The 17,864-nt window shown below is 23.7% G+C and carries 16 protein-coding genes, 3 tRNA genes, 1 rRNA gene and 1 pseudogene; 12 read left to right on the forward strand and 9 right to left on the reverse strand.

Annotated elements, in window-relative coordinates:
- Positions 1-66: 66 nt before the first annotated feature.
- Positions 67-1,788 carry a proline--tRNA ligase gene (locus RJT65_RS01020; protein ID WP_343153088.1) on the reverse strand — a complete coding sequence of 574 codons (1,722 nt, stop codon included), beginning with the start codon at positions 1,786-1,788 and terminating at the stop codon, positions 67-69.
- Between the two features lie 185 nt (positions 1,789-1,973).
- Here RJT65_RS01020 and RJT65_RS01025 point away from each other — a divergent pair, with 185 nt between their 5' ends.
- Positions 1,974-3,095 carry an EscU/YscU/HrcU family type III secretion system export apparatus switch protein gene (locus RJT65_RS01025; protein ID WP_343153090.1) on the forward strand — a complete coding sequence of 374 codons (1,122 nt, stop codon included), beginning with the start codon at positions 1,974-1,976 and terminating at the stop codon, positions 3,093-3,095.
- 26 nt (positions 3,096-3,121) lie between these two features.
- Positions 3,122-5,200: a flagellar biosynthesis protein FlhA gene (gene flhA / locus RJT65_RS01030; protein ID WP_428994325.1), complete on the forward strand. Its 2,079-nt coding sequence runs from the start codon at positions 3,122-3,124 to the stop codon at positions 5,198-5,200.
- Positions 5,201-5,229: 29 nt separating this feature from the next.
- Here the strand turns inward: flhA and argS are convergent, their stop codons facing one another.
- A complete protein-coding gene (gene argS, locus RJT65_RS01035) occupies positions 5,230-6,963 on the reverse strand; it encodes an arginine--tRNA ligase (protein WP_343153094.1) in 1,734 nt (577 codons plus the stop codon).
- A gap of 320 nt (positions 6,964-7,283) precedes the next feature.
- Between argS and RJT65_RS01040 the strand changes: the two genes are divergently transcribed.
- From RJT65_RS01040 to RJT65_RS01050, 3 genes are all read left to right on the forward strand, one after another.
- Positions 7,284-8,834 (forward strand): 16S ribosomal RNA (locus RJT65_RS01040).
- Positions 8,835-8,896: 62 nt separating this feature from the next.
- Positions 8,897-8,973 (forward strand) — tRNA-Ile (locus RJT65_RS01045).
- Between the two features lie 15 nt (positions 8,974-8,988).
- A tRNA-Ala gene (locus RJT65_RS01050) sits at positions 8,989-9,061 on the forward strand.
- Positions 9,062-9,063: 2 nt separating this feature from the next.
- Here RJT65_RS01050 and gloB read toward each other — a convergent pair.
- Together gloB and rnhA are read right to left on the reverse strand one after the other, a co-directional pair.
- Positions 9,064-9,816 (reverse strand): hydroxyacylglutathione hydrolase, encoded by a 753-nt coding sequence (gene gloB, locus RJT65_RS01055; RefSeq protein ID WP_343153096.1) that lies wholly within the window; start codon positions 9,814-9,816, stop codon positions 9,064-9,066.
- 42 nt (positions 9,817-9,858) lie between these two features.
- The gene (rnhA, locus tag RJT65_RS01060) at positions 9,859-10,320 is read right to left on the reverse strand and encodes a ribonuclease HI (RefSeq protein ID WP_343153097.1); all 462 of its coding nucleotides are present in this window, start codon (positions 10,318-10,320) and stop codon (positions 9,859-9,861) included.
- A 52-nt stretch (positions 10,321-10,372) separates the two neighbouring features.
- Between rnhA and dnaQ the strand changes: the two genes are divergently transcribed.
- From dnaQ to grpE, 5 genes and pseudogenes are all read left to right on the forward strand, one after another.
- Positions 10,373-10,960 (forward strand): DNA polymerase III subunit epsilon, encoded by a 588-nt coding sequence (gene dnaQ, locus RJT65_RS01065; protein ID WP_343153099.1) that lies wholly within the window; start codon positions 10,373-10,375, stop codon positions 10,958-10,960.
- Positions 10,961-11,159: 199 nt separating this feature from the next.
- Positions 11,160-11,233 (forward strand) — tRNA-Asp (locus tag RJT65_RS01070).
- 249 nt (positions 11,234-11,482) lie between these two features.
- Positions 11,483-12,069: pseudogene (lpcA, locus tag RJT65_RS01075) on the forward strand (D-sedoheptulose 7-phosphate isomerase).
- Between the two features lie 182 nt (positions 12,070-12,251).
- Positions 12,252-12,713, forward strand: a complete 462-nt coding sequence (gene gpt, locus RJT65_RS01080; RefSeq protein ID WP_343153100.1) for a xanthine phosphoribosyltransferase — start codon at positions 12,252-12,254, stop codon at positions 12,711-12,713.
- 148 nt (positions 12,714-12,861) lie between these two features.
- A complete protein-coding gene (gene grpE, locus RJT65_RS01085) occupies positions 12,862-13,530 on the forward strand; it encodes a nucleotide exchange factor GrpE (RefSeq protein WP_343153102.1) in 669 nt (222 codons plus the stop codon).
- 73 nt (positions 13,531-13,603) lie between these two features.
- Here grpE and RJT65_RS01090 read toward each other — a convergent pair whose 3' ends face one another.
- On the reverse strand, positions 13,604-13,885 hold the full coding sequence (locus tag RJT65_RS01090; RefSeq protein WP_343153104.1) for an RnfH family protein: 282 nt from the start codon (positions 13,883-13,885) through the stop codon (positions 13,604-13,606).
- A gap of 62 nt (positions 13,886-13,947) precedes the next feature.
- On the opposite strand from RJT65_RS01090, the gene smpB reads away from it, so the two are divergent.
- Positions 13,948-14,412, forward strand: coding sequence for an SsrA-binding protein SmpB (smpB, locus tag RJT65_RS01095; RefSeq protein ID WP_343153106.1), 465 nt, complete (start codon positions 13,948-13,950; stop codon positions 14,410-14,412).
- 34 nt (positions 14,413-14,446) lie between these two features.
- Positions 14,447-14,896, forward strand: coding sequence for a tRNA adenosine(34) deaminase TadA (tadA, locus tag RJT65_RS01100; RefSeq protein ID WP_343153109.1), 450 nt, complete (start codon positions 14,447-14,449; stop codon positions 14,894-14,896).
- 5 nt (positions 14,897-14,901) lie between these two features.
- Here tadA and acpS read toward each other — a convergent pair whose 3' ends face one another.
- The 4 genes from acpS to lepB all read right to left on the reverse strand — a co-directional run bounded on the left by acpS (position 14,902) and on the right by lepB (position 17,845).
- The gene (gene acpS / locus RJT65_RS01105; RefSeq protein ID WP_343153110.1) at positions 14,902-15,282 is read right to left on the reverse strand and encodes a holo-ACP synthase; all 381 of its coding nucleotides are present in this window, start codon (positions 15,280-15,282) and stop codon (positions 14,902-14,904) included.
- Positions 15,283-15,351: 69 nt separating this feature from the next.
- A complete protein-coding gene (gene era, locus RJT65_RS01110; RefSeq protein ID WP_343153111.1) occupies positions 15,352-16,182 on the reverse strand; it encodes a GTPase Era in 831 nt (276 codons plus the stop codon).
- Complete coding sequence (gene rnc, locus RJT65_RS01115) at positions 16,179-16,859, reverse strand: ribonuclease III (protein ID WP_343153113.1); 681 nt, start codon at positions 16,857-16,859, stop codon at positions 16,179-16,181. Before rnc ends, era begins: the two co-directional genes overlap by 4 nt.
- Positions 16,860-16,939: 80 nt before the next feature.
- Positions 16,940-17,845, reverse strand: coding sequence for a signal peptidase I (lepB, locus tag RJT65_RS01120; RefSeq protein ID WP_343153114.1), 906 nt, complete (start codon positions 17,843-17,845; stop codon positions 16,940-16,942).
- Positions 17,846-17,864 lie beyond the last annotated feature (19 nt).

Raw genomic sequence — 17,864 nt, forward strand, 5'->3', positions numbered from 1 at the left:
TGTACAATATTAAACATAAAAATAATATTTTTTATATTTAATATTGAATTTATAAATATGTATTTTTTACAATAATTTGTTTTTAACAAAATTAAAAATTTCATTTATAGCAATAATACGAGTAGTATTAGTTAATCTGTTTCTATATTCAATGCTTTTATTTTTTAAGTACCGTGTACTAATTACGATAAAATAAGGAATTCCTATTAGTTCCATGTCTTTAAACATTACTCCAACTTGTTCTTTTCTATCATCTAAAAGTACGTTTATATTTTCTGATTTAAATTTTTTATAAATAAAAGATGTTATTTTTTGAACTTCAGAAGATTTTTTTAAGTTTATAGGTATAATTGCTATTTGAAAGGGGGCTATATTTTTGTTCCAAATCATACCCTTATCATCATAATTTTGTTCAATAAAAGCTGCAATTATTCTACTAACTCCAATTCCGTAACATCCCATTTTTAAAAAAGTAGAGGAACCATTTTTTTTCTTTACTTTAGCCTTAATAATACGAGAATATTTTTTTTCTAATTTAAATATATGAGCGATTTCTATACTTTTGTGTAACTTAAATTCTTTTTTTTCTTTTAAATATTTAATTTGATTAACATTTTTAATATTTATAAATACAGGTTTAATTAGATCTTTTTTTAAATTTATTAGAGTAAAAAATTTATTTTTATTATTTAATTGAGTTAAAAGATATTTTTCAGAAATAAATGAATCGTCAATAATTAATTTAATTAATAAAGAATTGTTTATTTCTTTAAAGTCTAAATCTTTTCCTAATATTTCAAATATTTCTTTTTGATTTAAAAATATGATGGGGTCAGTTAATAAATTTGTTATTTTAGCTTTAGAAATATCAATTTCGTTGTTGTTTTCTATTACAAAGCAAACTATTTTAAACAAATTATTTTTTTTAGCTTTTAATAAAATTAACTTTGCTAATTTAACTTTATCTAAATTAACATTTTTATTTTTTTTTAACAAAGAAAATTTTTTAGTTGAATGCGGTATTTTTTGTTTAATATTTTCATGTTTATCTAATTGTTTTGTTATAGAAAAAACTTTTTTTACAGTTTTAATATTACTTTTATAATTTGATTTATTGGAAATTGCTAAAGTGTCTTCTCCTGATTTTGATAAAACTTGAAATTCATGAGACAAAGTTCCTCCCATAGATTCACAATCTGCTTCCACAATAACAACCTTTAATCCTATTCGTTTAAAAATAGAAATGTAAGTTTTATATAAAATATTGTAAGTTTTTTCTAATGAGGAAGAAGTTGTGTGAAATGAATAAGCATCTTTCATTATAAATTCTCTTGATCGAACTACTCCAGAGCGAGGACGTATTTCATCTCTAAACTTTGTTTGAATTTGAAATAAGGTAATGGGTAATTGTTTATAAGAATGTATTTCTTTTTTGACTATTTCTGTAATTAACTCTTCATGAGTAGGACCTAAAATAAAAGTATTTTTATTTCTATCAATAGTTTTTAAAAGTTCTTTTCCATATTGATTATATCTTCCACTATTATTCCATAATTCTACAGGTTGTAGTATTGGCATACTAAATTCTATTCCATCAATTTTAAGCATTTCTTCTCTTATAATTTTTTCTATTCTTTGTACTACCCGTAAACCTATTGGAAGCCATGTATATATTCCCGAGGAGATCTTTCGAATCATACCAGATTTCAACATTAGTTGATGGCTAATTGTATCAGATTCACTTGGTTTTTCTCTCATAGTAGATAAAATATATTTTGTAGTTCGCATAATTCAATTTTTCTTTTTAGTTTAAAATTATCATTTTTATATTTTATATGTATAGAATATAATATTTTATTTATAAACTAAAAATATATTTTTTTATTAAAGGAAAAATAAGAAATAAATTTTATTTAAATTATTTTAAAAAAATAATTAATTATAAATATTCTTAATTTTTTTGAGGATAAAAAATGAATGATGAATTAGATAATAATGAAAAAACTGAGAATCCAACTCTTCATCGGATTAAAAAAGAAAAAAAGTACGGGAATATAAAACAATGTTCTAAGGAATTAAATTCTTTAATAATTTTATTTTCTATTTTTTTAATGATTTGGTTTTTTAAACTTAACATTTTTTTTCAATTTAAAAATATATTAATTAATAATTTAATGTTTGATCAATCTATAGTGCATAATTTTCCAAAAATAAAAAAAATTTTTATTTCATCCATTTTAAACATATCAATATTTTTTTTCTTGTTTATGGCTATAGTTGTATTAAAAATAATATTTTTTTCATTTTTATTTGGAAGTATAGGATTTACAACTAATTTTTTTAAAAAAAATATACAAAAAATAAACATATTAAATGGTATAAAACAAATTTTTTCTTTCCAATCAATTGCTGAGTTTTTTAAAATAATAATAAAAATATTTATTATTTCTTTTTTTTCTGAATGTTATATAGTTTATATATCAAACAAATTATTTATCTTAATGAAATACCCTTTTAATCAAGCTTTTTTATTCGGAATAAACATTATTTATGAGTGTTATTTATTATTAATAATCGTTTTTTTACCAACTGTTTTTTTTGACATTTTTTCTAAAAATTTTCATTTTTATAAAAGTATGAAAATGTCTCCTCAAGAAATAAAACAAGAAATAAAAGAAATAGAAGGAAACGTTGTTATTAAAAATAAAATTCGTCATGAAATGAAAAAAATGTTAGGTAAAAAAGAAATTTTTGATACAAAAAGAGCAGACTTAATTATTGTAGATAATATTTTTTATTCAGTAGTATTGCATATTGATTCAATTAGTAAAAAAAATCCAACGTTATTAGCAAAAGGAAAAGATAAAATTTCGTTTTTAATTATTCAATTAGCTAAGGAAAATAATATTCCAATATTATATAATTCTTCTTTAGCTATTTTTTTTTATAAAAATGCTTCCATAGGAAATGAAATTCCTGAAAAATTATATAATTTAATATACGATGCTATATTATGGATTAATAAGATGAAAAGATGGAAAAGAACAGGAGGTGTATTTCCTAAAAAGCCTAAAAATATATTTATTTCTAATTAATACTTATATTAAGGAAATTAAAAATGATAAAAAATTTTATTTCGATTGAAAATATCAAAAAAATTTTAAAGGAAACAGAATGGATATCTTTTATCGGACCAATTTTAGTATTGATGATACTATCAATGATGATTTTACCTTTATCTGCGTTTTTTTTAGATATTTTTTTTACATTTAATATAGCTATATCCATAACAATTTTACTAGTAGCAATGCTTGTTAAGGAAACTCTAGAATTTTCAGCTTTTCCGATAATATTATTATTTTCAACTTTGTTGAGATTAGCATTAAACATTGCTTCTACCAGAATCATTTTATTAAAAGGACATAATGGTATTTTTTCAGCAGGTCGTGTTATTGAAGCGTTTGGACATTTTTTAGTGGGTAGTAATTTTACAATTGGAATTATTATTTTTTCTATTTTCATTATTATTAATTTTATAGTAATAACAAAAGGAGCTGGAAGAATTGCAGAAGTTAGTGCTAGATTTATGTTAGATGGTATGCCAGGAAAACAAATGGCAATTGATGCTGATCTTAATGCTGGATTAATTAAGGAAAAAGTAGCTAGAAAACGTAGATTGGAAGTGATTAGAGAAGCTGATTTCTATGGTTCTATGGACGGAGCTAGTAAATTTGTTAGAGGAGATGCAATTGCGGGTGTGCTTATTATGATAATAAATATTTTAGGAGGATTGATAATAGGTATTATTCAACATAGCATGCACTTTAAAACCGCTATACAAACATATACATTATTAACAATAGGAGATGGTTTAGTAGCGCAAGTGCCTGCCTTAGTTCTATCAATAGCATCTGGAGTTATTGTAACTAAAGTTAATACTTCTCAAAATGTTGGAGAACAGATAGTTAATCAATTGTTTTCTGATCCAAAAGTATTTTTACTTAGTGGATTTGTATTAGGAATACTAGGACTAATACCTGGAATGCCTAATTTAATTTTTTTAATATTTACTATGTTTTTTTTATTTTTTTCAAAATATCTTTTTTATAAAATAAAAAAAAGTAAAAATTTATCTAAAGTGAAAATTAAAAATGAAAAAATAATAGAAGCTTCCTGGAACGATGTGTATATAGAAGATGTAATCAGTATAGAAATAGGAGATAGTTTATTACCTTTACTTGACTCCGAAAAAAAAGAAAATTTATTAAATAAAATTACTGAGGTTAGAAAAATATCTGCTAAGAAATTTGGTTTTTTACCTTCACACGTGCATATAAAACAAAATATAACTTTATCTTCTAATTCTTATAAAATCTTTATTAAGGGTATTAAAATTGATGAATGGACTGTTTTTCCAAAAAAATATTTAGCTATCGATGCTAAGAAAAATATTCTTAAAATAAAGGGAGATAGTACGGTAGAACCAGCTTTTGGTTTTTCTGCTATCTGGATTGATAAAGATATATTAAATACAGCTAAAGCATATGGTTATTCTGTAGTTGATTCTAGTTCTATTATAGCCACTCATTTAAGTGTTTTAATTGCTAAAAATTTAAGTAATTTATTAGGATTTCAAGAAACGCAAAATTTATTAAATCGAGTAGGACAAGAAGTTCCTAAATTAATAGAAAACTTAATACCTGATAGCATATCATTTATAAAATTACATACTATTTTAAAAAATTTATTATCAGAAAATGTTTTTATTAAAGATATGAGAACAATTTTGGAAACAATTATAGAATGCTCAAATATTTATAAAAATATAAATGATTTAACAAGAGAAGTTAGAATTTCTTTAAGAAATAGTATAGTACAAGAAATTTTTTCTGATTTAAATAATGCAAAAATAATAAAATTAGATTATGAAATAGAAAGGAAATTATTAGATTTGTTCCAAAGCAAAAAGAAAAATGATATTGAACCTATTTTTCTTTTAAAATTAATACATGCTACAAAAAAATCAATTAAAAAACAAAAAGAAATTAGTGATTATTCGGTTCTTGTAGTTCATGATTTTTTAAGAAGATTTTTATCTATTATTTTACGAAAACATTGTTCCGAATTAATAGTATTATCTAATGCGGAAATCAAAGATGTCGTTAAAATAACTACAATAAGTTTTATTCAATATGAATAAAGATATGTTTTTTATAAATTAAAAAAAATTTACATTTTTTTAATAGTTTTTATACCTAATAAATTTAGTCCTTTTTTTATTACTTTGGCAGTTAATAAAGATATTTTTATTCTACTAATAAATATTTTTCTTTTCTTTGAAAAAAGAATAGTACAAGTTTCATAAAAAGAAGAAAAAATAGAGGATAGTTCATATAAATACAAACACATAACATGAGGTTTTCCATATTTAGAAACATTAATAATGGTTTCTTCAAATTCAAGTAGTTTAATAACTAGTTTTTTTTCAATTTCTTTTTTTAAATAAATTTCTCCTAAAATATTTGAATTATCAAGTTTAGATTTTTCTATTATAGAAATAATTCTGGTATAAGCATATTGAATATAAGGTGCTGTATTTCCTTCAAAAGATAGCATTTGATCCCAATCAAATACATAATTATTACTTCTATTTTTTGATAAATCAAAATATTTAAGAGCACCTATTCCAATTATAGGGGCGTAAGTTTCTAGTTCAGTTTGAGACATATTTGAATTCTTTTCTTTTATTATTTTTATAGATTTTTTTACAGCTTTATCTAAAAGAGTTAATAACTTAATATTATTTCCAGTTCTTGTTTTAAAAGGTTGTTTATTTTTAGATAATACCATACCAAATATATGATGTTCTACTAATACGTTTTTTGGTATGTAACCAGCTTTTTTTGCAATAATAGTAATTTGTTTTAAATGTTGTTCTTGTCTGCTATCAGTGTAATAAACTACTCTATCTGCTTTTAAAACTTGACATCTATATTTTAAACAAGCAATATCAATGGTAGAATATAAAAAAGATCCATCTTGTTTCTTTATAACAACCCCCATAGTTTCTCCATTTCTATTTTTAAATTCTTTTAAATAGATTAAAGATAAACCATTATTTTTAATAGCTATTTTTTTTTGTATTAGATCTTTAACAATTGGATCTAACATATCGCTGTATTCACTTTCCCCTTTAATATCTTTTTGATGTAATGAAACATTTAGTTTTTTATATATTTTTTGATTATATTTTATTGTAATATTTACTATATTTTTCCAGATTTTCATACAAAAAGAATCTTTTTTTTGTAATAAAAAAGTGTAATTTTTTACTTTTTTGGAAAAATTTTTGTTTTCTTCATATTTTTTCTTAGCTTTTTGATAAATTAAATCTAAAATATTTAAGCTGATTTTTTTTTCATTATTAATTTTTTTTTCTATTAAATATGCAATAAGTAAACCGAATTGAACCCCCCAATCTCCAATATGATTCGCTCGAATAACTTTATGTCCTAAAAATTCTAATACTCTAGCTAATACATCTCCAATAATAGTTGATCTTAAATGTCCTACATGCATTTCTTTAGCTATATTTGGAGAGGAATAATCGATTACTATAGTTTTTGGTTTTGTAGTTTTATAAATATTTAATCTAGAACATGAAAACATTACTTCAATTTCTTTTTCCAGCCAATGTTTATTTAAATTAATAGTTATCAATCCTGATTCAATAATATTAATTTTTTCATAAAAATCTTTTTTTTTAATATTTTTAATTACTTTTTTTGAAAAGATATGGGGATCTATGTTCATTTTTTTTGCAATGCTAATTATTCCATTTACTTGATAATCACTAGTTTGATGTGAAGAACTTTTTTTTATTCCAGGATTACAATCTAAAGGGGCAGAAGAATCAATTAATGCTTTTTTTATTATTTTTGAAATTTTTAAATACAGACTCATTTATTATAATTTTCCTTTTATATAAAATATTACTATATAACATATTTCTTATTAAAATAATAATTTTTAAATTTTTTTATATTTTTTTAAAAGACTAAAAAAAATTTTAAAAAAAAATATGTAATTTTTATATTTTATAAATAAAAAAATATTTAAAATAATATAATAAATTTATTGACAAAATAAACATTTAATTATAGTATTATTCAAGTTAGTAAAAAAGCTCTTTAAAAATATCAGAAAATCTGTGTGGGTACATCAAATTTAATTACAAATTATTTTAAAAGAATATTGCTCTTTCGAGCAAAAAAAATTTTGTTAAATTGAAGAGTTTGATCATGGCTCAGATTGAACGCTGGCGGCAAGCTTAACACATGCAAGTCGAGCGGCAGCGAAAAGAAATTTATTTCTTTGTCGGCGAGCGGCAAACGGGTGAGTAATATCTGGGAATCTGCCTAAAAGAGGGGGATAACTACTGGAAACGGTAGCTAATACCGCATAATGTTGAAAAACCAAAGGGGGGGATCTTTTATTAGACCTTTCACTTTTAGATGAGCCCAGACGAGATTAGCTAGATGGTAAGGTAAAAGCTTACCATGGCCACGATCTCTAGCTGGTCTGAGAGGACAAACAGCCACACTGGAACTGAGATACGGTCCAGACTCCTACGGGAGGCAGCAGTGGGGAATCTTGCACAATGGGCGAAAGCCTGATGCAGCTATGCCGCGTGTATGAAGAAGGCCTTAGGGTTGTAAAGTACTTTCGTCGGAAAAGAAAAAAATAAAACTAATAATTTTATTTACTGACGTTATCCGAAAAAGAAGCACCGGCTAACTCCGTGCCAGCAGCCGCGGTAATACGGAGGGTGCTAGCGTTAATCAGAATTACTGGGCGTAAAGAGCACGTAGGCTGTTTTTTAAGTCAGATGTGAAATCCCTAAGCTTAACTTAGGAACTGCATTTGAAACTAAAAGACTAGAGTATCGTAGAGGGAGGTAGAATTCTAGGTGTAGCGGTGAAATGCGTAGATATCTGGAGGAATACCCGTGGCGAAAGCGGCCTCCTAAACGAATACTGACGCTGAGGTGCGAAAGCGTGGGGAGCAAACAGGATTAGATACCCTGGTAGTCCATGCCGTAAACGATGTCGACTTGGAGGCTGTTTCCTTGAGAAATGACTTCCGAAGCTAACGCATTAAGTCGACCGCCTGGGGAGTACGGCCGCAAGGCTAAAACTCAAATGAATTGACGGGGGCCCGCACAAGCGGTGGAGCATGTGGTTTAATTCGATGCAACGCGAAAAACCTTACCTGGTCTTGACATCCATAGAATTTTTTAGAAATAAGAAAGTGCCTTCGGGAGCTATGAGACAGGTGCTGCATGGCTGTCGTCAGCTCGTGTTGTGAAATGTTGGGTTAAGTCCCGCAACGAGCGCAACCCTTATTCTCTGTTGCCATCAGGTTATGCTGGGAACTCAGAGGAGACTGCCGGTTATAAACCGGAGGAAGGTGGGGACGACGTCAAGTCATCATGGCCCTTACGACCAGGGCTACACACGTGCTACAATGGTTTATACAAAGAGAAGCAACTCTGCAAAGACAAGCAAACCTCATAAAGTAAATCGTAGTCCGGACTGGAGTCTGCAACTCGACTCCACGAAGTAGGAATCGCTAGTAATCGTGGATCAGAATGCCACGGTGAATACGTTCCCGGGCCTTGTACACACCGCCCGTCACACCATGGGAGTGGGTTGCAAAAGAAGCAAGTAACTTAACCTTTAAGTAGGAGAGCGCTTACCACTTTGTGATTCATGACTGGGGTGAAGTCGTAACAAGGTAACCGTAGGGGAACCTGCGGTTGGATCACCTCCTTAAAAAAATATGATTAATTTTGAATGTGCCCACACAAATTTTCTGATGTTAAAAACAAGTAAACAGGCTTGTAGCTCAGTTGGTTAGAGCGCACCCCTGATAAGGGTGAGGTCGGTGGTTCAAATCCGCTCAGGCCTACCATTATTATTTAAATGGGGGGCTATAGCTCAGCTGGTAGAGCGCCTGCCTTGCACGCAGGAGGTCAGCGGTTCGATCCCGCTTAGCTCCAGTTTAATAAAAATCTTTTAAAATTCTAAGTTTAGTAAAACATTCAATAGAACTAGAAAATTTAGATAAATTTACAGATTTTTTGACTAAATCTTCTTGAGTTCTTAAAAATATATTTATTTTTTTTTCAAATCCTAGTGTTGTAGGTAGACTACAAAATTCGTTGTTGTAACAACTATTAATTTTTTTGTAATAACTAACAATATTCTTATCATTCTTTAACAAAGATAAGGAAAACATTAAATTTTGAATTGTATATTCATGAGAAGAATAGATTAAAGTTTCATCTGGTAAAGAAAAGATTTTTTTAATAGAATTAAATAATAAATGGTAATTGTTATCAAAAACCCTTCCACACCCACCAGAAAACAGAACATCTCCACAAAATAAAAACGGATAAGAATAATAACTTATATGACCCAAAGTATGGCCTGGAGTTGATATAATTCTCCATTTTTTATTAAATAAATTAATTTCTTTATTTTCATTAACAAAAGTTATAAATTTGAAGTTTTCAATTTCTTTTGGACCGTAAACTTTTAATTTTGGAAATTTTTTATATAGATATGATGTACCTTTAGTATGATCTAAATGATAATGAGTTAAAAATATTGCTATTGGAAAATATTTTTTTTTTAAGTAAGAAATTAATAATTTAGATTCACCAGGATCAATTATGATTGCTAATCTTTTGTTATTTACTATTATCCAAATATAATTATCTTTTAATACTTTTATTTTTTTTATTTCAATCATAGTTAAAAACCTATTTCATTATTTGAGAAAAAATAAGATAAATCATTTACAATATCCTAAATCTTCTAATTTTGCAGATTTAGCTGCTATTTTTGCTAGTTTATCACATTTTTCGTTATTTTTATCACCAACATGTGATTTTGTCCATTTCCAAGAAATATTATGTTTTTTTAATAAAGAATATAAACGTTTCCATAAATCTATATTTTTTACTATTTTATTTTTTTTTGTTTTCCAATTATTTACTTTCCAATTTAAGATCCATTTGGTAATTCCATTTTTAACATATTTACTATCAGTAGTTAGTAAGACATTACTTTTTTTGTTTAAACATTCTATAGCTATAATTGTAGCCATTAACTCCATCCTATTATTAGTAGTTAAAGAATAACCTAAAGATAATATTTTTTTATTATTCTTATATTTAATAATAGCTGAACATCCGCCTGGTCCGGGATTTCCTAAACAAGAACCATCAGTAAATATTTTAACTAATTTTTTCATTTTGATATATAATCTCCAAAAATTAATAATAACTTATTTTTTACTTAAATATATGATACGTCAAATAGTTTTAGACACAGAAACTACCGGAATGAATAGAAAAGGTTCTATTTGTAATAATCATAAGATTATTGAAATTGGAGCAGTGGAATTAATAAATCGAAAATTAACAGGAAATAATTTTCATACTTATCTTAATCCTAATCGAAAAGTCGATTCAGAAGCTTTTAAAATTCATGGAATATCTGATTCTTTTTTAGAAAACAAACCTTATTTTAAAGATATTTCATCTTCGTTTTTAACATATATAAAAAATTCAGATTTAATAATACATAATGCTGATTTTGATTTTAGTTTTATACAACACGAATTTAATTTTTTAAATATAAAAGTTGAAATAGGAAAAGATTTTTTAAGTTTAATAGATACTTTATCTATATCAAGAAAATTATTTCCTGGTAAGAAAAATTCTTTAGATGCCCTTTGTTCTCGATATAAAATAACTAATGATAGCAGAAAATTACATAGTGCAATACTAGATGCTAAGTTATTAGCAAAAGTGTATTTGTTAATGACAAGTAATCAAGAAAAAATTAATTTTGATTTAACAGAAAATAACTATAAAAAAAAAAGGTTATAAAAAAAAATAATTTTTTAAAAAATAACTCTTTTTATTATTTTCCTGCCTCTAAAAAAGAAATTATTCATCACAATTCTTATTTAAAAGAAATGAAAAAAGAATCTGGAAAATGTTTATGGATTGATTTATTTAAAAAGTAATAATTTAGTTGACTAGTTTTTTAAAAAGTATCATAATATGTTTTGAAAAGATTTTACTTGGTGCGGTAGTTCAGTTGGTTAGAATATCGGCCTGTCACGCCGGAGGTCACGGGTTCGAGTCCCGTCCGCACCGAAAATATATTATTTTCATATTCATTTTTTCTTCTTTAATAATTCTGCGTATAAAATCCTTTTAAAAAAATCTTTTGATCTTTTTAATTAATAAAAAATTACTTTCAGTAATAATGAATCGTTAACATTTTTAATAAATTTCTTAAAGTATTATTTTTAATAAATATTTGTATATGAATAAAAATATATACAATATTAATGTACATTTAGAAATGTATATATTTAATGGTAAAGATAAAGGATATAGTTTATGTACAAAGAAATTATTCGCGATGAATTGCGCTCTGCTTTAAATATACTAAAATTTTTTTTAAAAAATGATATTCAAATAGATTTCTTACAAAAATCCGCAATATTAATTGCTAATGCTTTTAAAAAAAAAAAAAAGTTCTTTCATGTGGAAACGGAGGATCTAATTGCGATGCTATGCATTTTGCAGAAGAATTAACAGGATGCTATAGGAAAATTAGACCCGGATATTCAGCTATAGCAATATCAGATAGCAGCTATCTTTCTTGTGTAGGTAATGATTTAGGATATGAAAATGTATTTTCAAGATATATAGAAGCTGTAGGAAATAAAGAAGATGTATTATTTGCAATAACAACATCTGGTAATTCTTTAAATATTTTAAAAGCAATAAAAACAGCTAAAAAGAAAAATATGAAAATAATTGTTCTTACAGGAAAAAATGGAGGTAAAATATCAGGATTAGCAGACATAGAAATAACTATTCCTCATTTTAAATATTCTGATAGAATACAAGAAATGCATATAAAAATAATTCATATTATTATATTATTAATTGAAAAAGAAATGAAAGATTTTAAATCTTAATTTATATGAATAATATTTTATATATATTATCTATATTTTTAAAAAATAAATTTTTATACGAGACTAATATTAATTATTTTTCTATAGAAAAATTTTGTATTTCCTAAATATTTATTAATTAATATTAGTAATTTCATTCCCAAAATATTATTAAATAATAATTTAACAATTTCGGAATTTTTATGGGTAAGAAATATATTGTTACTTGGGACAAATTGCAAATTTATGCTAGAAGATTAGCTAAGAAATTATTAAAAAAAAAAAATAATTGGAAAGGTATTATAGCTGTTAGTAGAGGTGGTTTAATACCTTCAGCAATTATTGCAAGAGAATTAGGAATAAGATTAGTTGATACCTTATGCATTTCTAGTTATGATTGTAATCATTTACGAGATATAAGAATACTAAAATTAGCTAAAGGGAAAGGAGAAGAAGTTATTGTTATTGATGATTTAGTTGATACAGGAGGTACAGCAAAAGTTATTCGTAATATGTATCCGAAAGCATATTTTGTAACTATTTTTGCAAAACCTATAGGAAAATTATTTGTAGATGAATATGTAATAGATGTTCCTCAAGATACTTGGATAGAACAACCATGGGACATGTCTATTTCCTATATACCTCCTTTATCAGAATTATAATTTTCTATTAAAAAAATAATTATTAAAATTTTTTTTAAATAAAAATTTATTCTTTTTTATTAAAAAATCAATTAAAAATTGATATATAATAACTAGATAATTTTAATAGTTATTTATTAAATAAATTTAAATGTAGGAAAGAACAATCATGATTCAAAAAGAAAAAAAAATTGAAAATACTGAATGTAAAATAGAAAAAGAAAAAAAAATTGAAAATACTGAATGTAAAATAGAAAAAGAAAAAAAAATTGAAAATACTGAATGTAAAATAGAAAAAGAAAAAAAAATTGAAAATACTGAATGTAAGATAGAAAAAGAAAAAAAAATAAATTTTTTAAAAGAAATTGATGATCCAGAAATAAGCAAGTTAAAAAAGAAAATCTTAGATTCTGAAGATGATTTAATTAAAAATAAAACTTATTTAGAAACACAATTAAATAAAACTAAATACTTGTTTAAAAAAGAAATAGAAAAAAACCATAAATTTTATTTAGAAAAGTTTATAAGCGAATTACTTCCAATATTAGATAATATAGAAAGAGCATTAGAATCAATCGTTAATTCTAAAGAAGAATCTGTCATCTTAATATCTAAAAAGTTAAAAAAATTAATAAATTTAATTTTGAATATGTTTAGTTTTTTTAATGTAAAAGTAATTAAAGAAAAAAACATTCTGTTTGATCCTAAAATTCATCAAGCTATATCTGTTCAAAAATCAAGCGATATTGAATCAAATTATGTAATTTTGGTTATGCAAAAAGGATATATTTTAAATAATCGATTATTACGTCCTGCTATGGTTATTGTTTCTAAATAAAAAATACAAATATAGTTAATCACTATCATTATAACAGAGGTTATAGAAAAACTATTCCCTCTGTAAAGAGTTTTTACACTTTTTTTTTTAAATTTCTTATTCTTAATTCTTGAGGAGTAAAAAAAAGATTTCTATAAATCTCAATTCTATCTCCTTCATTAACATAGTCGTATAAAGAAACAATATTTCCATAAATTCCAATTTTATTTTTAGATAAATCGATATCATAAGATAATTTTAAAATTTTAGATTTTAAGATTACATCTTTAACAGTTGAATTTTTTAAAACTTTAATTTTTAAAATATATTGTATTTCTGGAAATGCATGTACTAAAATAACATTTATTTTTTTCATCAATATTTTATAAAAAAATAAAATTTATTTATAATTAATCAATTTTAACTGGAATCTCTTATATGTCAAAAAAAAGTGATAATGTTATTATTAATAATAAAGCGTATTATAATTTTTCTATCATAAATATTTTTATAGCCGGAATTGTATTGCAAGGATGGGAGGTAAAATCAATTAGAAAAAAAAAAATAGACATTAGTAATGGATACATTCTTTTACGTTCTCAAGAAGCGTATTTAAACTCAGTAAAAATTGAATTTACACAAATAAAAAATAATTATGAAAAGATAAATCCTTTAAGAGAAAGAAAATTGTTATTAACAAAAAAAGAAATAAATTTTTTATTTAATGAAGTTAAAAAAAAAACGTATACTATAGTACCATTATCCATATTTTGGAAAAAAAATTGGTGTAAAATAAAAATTGGTCTTTCTAAGGGAAAAAAACAATATGACAAGAGAAACATAGAAAAGAAAAAAAGTTGGAAATTAGAACAATTAAAAATAATTAAAAAAAACATCAAATAATTACAATTGATATATTTCTTAAAAAGAAAAAAAATTGAATAAAAAAAAAACAGATGAATATTGGATTAAATATAGTTTAAAATTAGCTAATTTAAGTAAAAAAAAAGAAGAAATTCCTGTTGGAGCAATATTAGTATTAGATAATAAGATAATTGGGAAAGGATATAATTCTTCTATAAAAAAAAATGATCCAACCGCTCATGCAGAGATTATTGCTTTAAGGTTAGGTTCTAAAAAAATAAAAAATTATAGATTATTGAATACTACTTTGTATGTTACTTTAGAACCATGTATAATGTGTTTAGGAGCCATTATACATAGTAGAGTTGAACGTTTAGTTTTCGGAGCAAAAAGTAAAAAATTAATTAATCTTAAATATATTAATTATTACAAAAAAAAATTTGTTCAAATTAAAAATATAAATTTACAAAATAAATGTGCAACTATTCTAAAAAATTTTTTTCATAAAAAAAGGAAAAAATAAAAAATCTATTTTTCCATTATTACAACTGCTGAAGCATAATTTTTTTCATCAGTAAAACTTACGTGAATTGATTTAATATCAAAAAAAGTAGCTATTTTTTTAGCTTCTTTAAAAAGATTTAATTTTGGTTTTCCCAAAAAATCGTTTTCTATTTGAAAATTTTTAAAAGATACTTTTTTTTGAATTCCAATTCCTAATGCTTTTGAAGCAGCTTCTTTTATTACAAAACATTTAGCTAAAAAACGTACTTTATTACTATGAACTAAGAAATTTTTCCATTCTTCGTTAGATAAAATTCTAAGAGGAAGTTTATTTCCTAAACGAAATACTATATTTTTAATTCTTTTAATTTTTATTAAATCTATTCCTATTCCAAAAATACACATATCGAATAACAACCTTTATTTTTTTAATATTTTTTAAAATTAAAAAAATATTTCTAAAAAATATTTTTTTTATATAATTTTAAGAAAAAGATGAATTTTTTTTCTAAAGTTTAATTCTATTTTTTTTCTAGAAGATATACTTATTTTTTTTATCATCTCTCCTTTTTTTCCAATAAAAATTTTTTTATGTTTTTCGTGATTCGTTTTTATAAAAGAATTAATATAATAATTATTATTAATAATTTTAAATGATTTAACAGTTATTTTTATATTATAAGGTAATTCTTTTTTTAAAAAAAAAAGTATCTGTTCTCGTATTATTTCCGTTATCATAAAAAAAGTAGAAGAATGAGTAATATACTTTTCAGGATATAAATGTGATGACAAAAATAATTTTTTTTTAATAAATGAAAGTAGAATATTTATATTCTCTCCAGTTTTAGCTGAAATAGGAAGAATTTCTGAAAAATTAAATTTATTTTTTATATTCTTTATATAAGGCAAAAGATTCTCTTTTTTTTTAATTTTGTCAATTTGATTAATTAATAAAATTATAGGAATATTATATTTTTTAATATCTTTTAAAAAAAAATTATCATTACTATCCCAATATAAATATTTAGTCATATATAATATATATATACATTTTTTTTCTTTTTTTATAATTCGTTTAATAATTTCTCTTTTTTTTGGATTATCTATCATGCCAGGGGTATCTAAATAAACAAATTGATATTTCCGTTCTGTTTTTATTCCTGTTATACAAATTTCAGTGCTATTTTTTCTAAATGATGTCATAGAAATATTTTTATTCATTAATTTATTTAATAATGTAGATTTCCCAGTATTAGATTTTCCAATAATTATTAATGTACCAAAATAAGTTTTTTTATTTTTCACGTTAATCCTAATTTTATTAAAGCATGGTGAGCAGCATTTTGTTCTGCTTTTCTTCGACTTGAACCCACTCCAATTAAATTTTCATTAATTCCTGAAATTTCACAATGAATTGTAAAAAGTTGATTATGAGCTTCTCCGTATACTTTAACAATTAAATAAGAAGGTAAAGGTAAATGCTTAGCTTGTAAATATTCTTGTAATCTTGTTTTAGGATCTTTTTTTGTGTTAATAGGATTTATTTTTTTTAATCTATTTTTATACCAATTAAGAATTAATACTTCTATTTTATAAATATTGCTATCTAAAAAAATAGCTCCTATCAAGGCTTCAATAGTATTAGCTAAAATAGATTCTCTTCTGAATCCTCCACTTTTAAGTTCTCCTTGTCCTAATTGTAAATATTCTCCTAAATCAAATTCATAAGCAATGGTAGCTAACGTATGACCACAAACTAGAGAAGCTCTTATTCTACTCATATCTCCTTCATTAATATGAGGAAAATATTTATATAAAGCATTTGCAATAATGAAGCTTAAAATAGAATCTCCTAAGAATTCTAATCGTTCATTATGTTGACTACTAGCACTGCGGTGAGTTAATGCTTGAATCAATAGTTCTTTGTTTTTAAATTTATAACCTAATATTTTTTGCAGTTTATTTATTATAAAATTTGTCATTTTATAGCAATTCCAAATTTTTGGTAATTGAATGACATATATAACAGAAATAAACAATAACAGTATTTAATATTTTTTTTTTAATAAATTTTTCCTATTCTATTAATTTGAATACCAGTTGGCCATTCATTTTCCTTTTTTTTAAAACTCATCCAAATTATTGTTGCTTTTCCTAAAATATTTTTTTTTGGAACAAATCCCCAAAATCTACTATCTAAACTATTATCTCTATTATCTCCTAAAACAAAATAAGAATTATTAGGTATCTTCCATTTAAATATCATGTTATTCAATCGATTAAAATTTTTCTTTATTCTTTGATTTTCTTGATTTAATAAACATATTTTATGAGTTACTTTTTCTAAAGTTTCTTCATAAGTATCAAAAGATAAATAAATATTTTTTTTATTGATGGATTTAAAAATTTCATTTAGAAAAAAACATTCATTTTTAATTTTTTTTGAATAACTATGAATATTTTTTTTATCTTTTTCTTGAATTATTATTTTTTTTTCAAAAACATCATAAAATATATTTTCCCCAGGTAAACCAATAATTCTTTTTATGAAATTTAATTTAGGGTCTTTAGGATATTTAAAAACTATAATTTCTCCTCTTTTTGGGGAATTATTTTTTATAGAAATATGATTTAAAAATGGAATTTTTATTCCATATTCAAATTTTTTAACAATAATAAAGTCTCCTGGAAATAATGTTGGAACCATAGAACTTGATGGAATTTGAAAAGGTTCAAAAAAAAAAGATCTAATAAAAAAAATAGAAGAAATCATAAAAAACGTTATTAATATTGATTTTTCTGTTAATAGTTTAATATTACTAATTATAAATTTAAAAAAATAGTTTTTTTTATAAAAAAAAGTATAATTAAACATTTTTTTTTTAGAAAAATATTTTTTTAATAACCAAAAAATTCCTGAAATTAAAGTTAATAAAAAAAAAATAAAAAATATTATTTCATTTTTCATCTAAAATAAATCCTTTAAT

This window comes from Buchnera aphidicola (Mindarus japonicus) (assembly GCF_039393905.1).
In the GTDB taxonomy this organism is placed as follows: Bacteria; Pseudomonadota; Gammaproteobacteria; order Enterobacterales; family Enterobacteriaceae; genus Buchnera_A; species Buchnera_A aphidicola_B.

Excerpts from the sequence above, each read along its gene's own strand:
- gpt (WP_343153100.1), top strand. The coding sequence starts at position 12,252 with ATGGGTAAGAAATATATTGTTACTTGGGACAAATTGCAAATTTATGCT.
- lepB (WP_343153114.1), bottom strand. The coding sequence starts at position 17,845 with ATGAAAAATGAAATAATATTTTTTATTTTTTTTTTATTAACTTTAATT.
- smpB (WP_343153106.1), top strand. The coding sequence starts at position 13,948 with ATGTCAAAAAAAAGTGATAATGTTATTATTAATAATAAAGCGTATTAT.
- argS (WP_343153094.1), bottom strand. The coding sequence starts at position 6,963 with ATGAGTCTGTATTTAAAAATTTCAAAAATAATAAAAAAAGCATTAATT.
- rnc (WP_343153113.1), bottom strand. The coding sequence starts at position 16,859 with ATGACAAATTTTATAATAAATAAACTGCAAAAAATATTAGGTTATAAA.
- RJT65_RS01090 (WP_343153104.1), bottom strand. The coding sequence starts at position 13,885 with ATGAAAAAAATAAATGTTATTTTAGTACATGCATTTCCAGAAATACAA.
- grpE (WP_343153102.1), top strand. The coding sequence starts at position 12,862 with ATGATTCAAAAAGAAAAAAAAATTGAAAATACTGAATGTAAAATAGAA.
- rnhA (WP_343153097.1), bottom strand. The coding sequence starts at position 10,320 with ATGAAAAAATTAGTTAAAATATTTACTGATGGTTCTTGTTTAGGAAAT.
- acpS (WP_343153110.1), bottom strand. The coding sequence starts at position 15,282 with ATGTGTATTTTTGGAATAGGAATAGATTTAATAAAAATTAAAAGAATT.
- dnaQ (WP_343153099.1), top strand. The coding sequence starts at position 10,373 with ATGATACGTCAAATAGTTTTAGACACAGAAACTACCGGAATGAATAGA.
- RJT65_RS01025 (WP_343153090.1), top strand. The coding sequence starts at position 1,974 with ATGAATGATGAATTAGATAATAATGAAAAAACTGAGAATCCAACTCTT.
- RJT65_RS01020 (WP_343153088.1), bottom strand. The coding sequence starts at position 1,788 with ATGCGAACTACAAAATATATTTTATCTACTATGAGAGAAAAACCAAGT.
- gloB (WP_343153096.1), bottom strand. The coding sequence starts at position 9,816 with ATGATTGAAATAAAAAAAATAAAAGTATTAAAAGATAATTATATTTGG.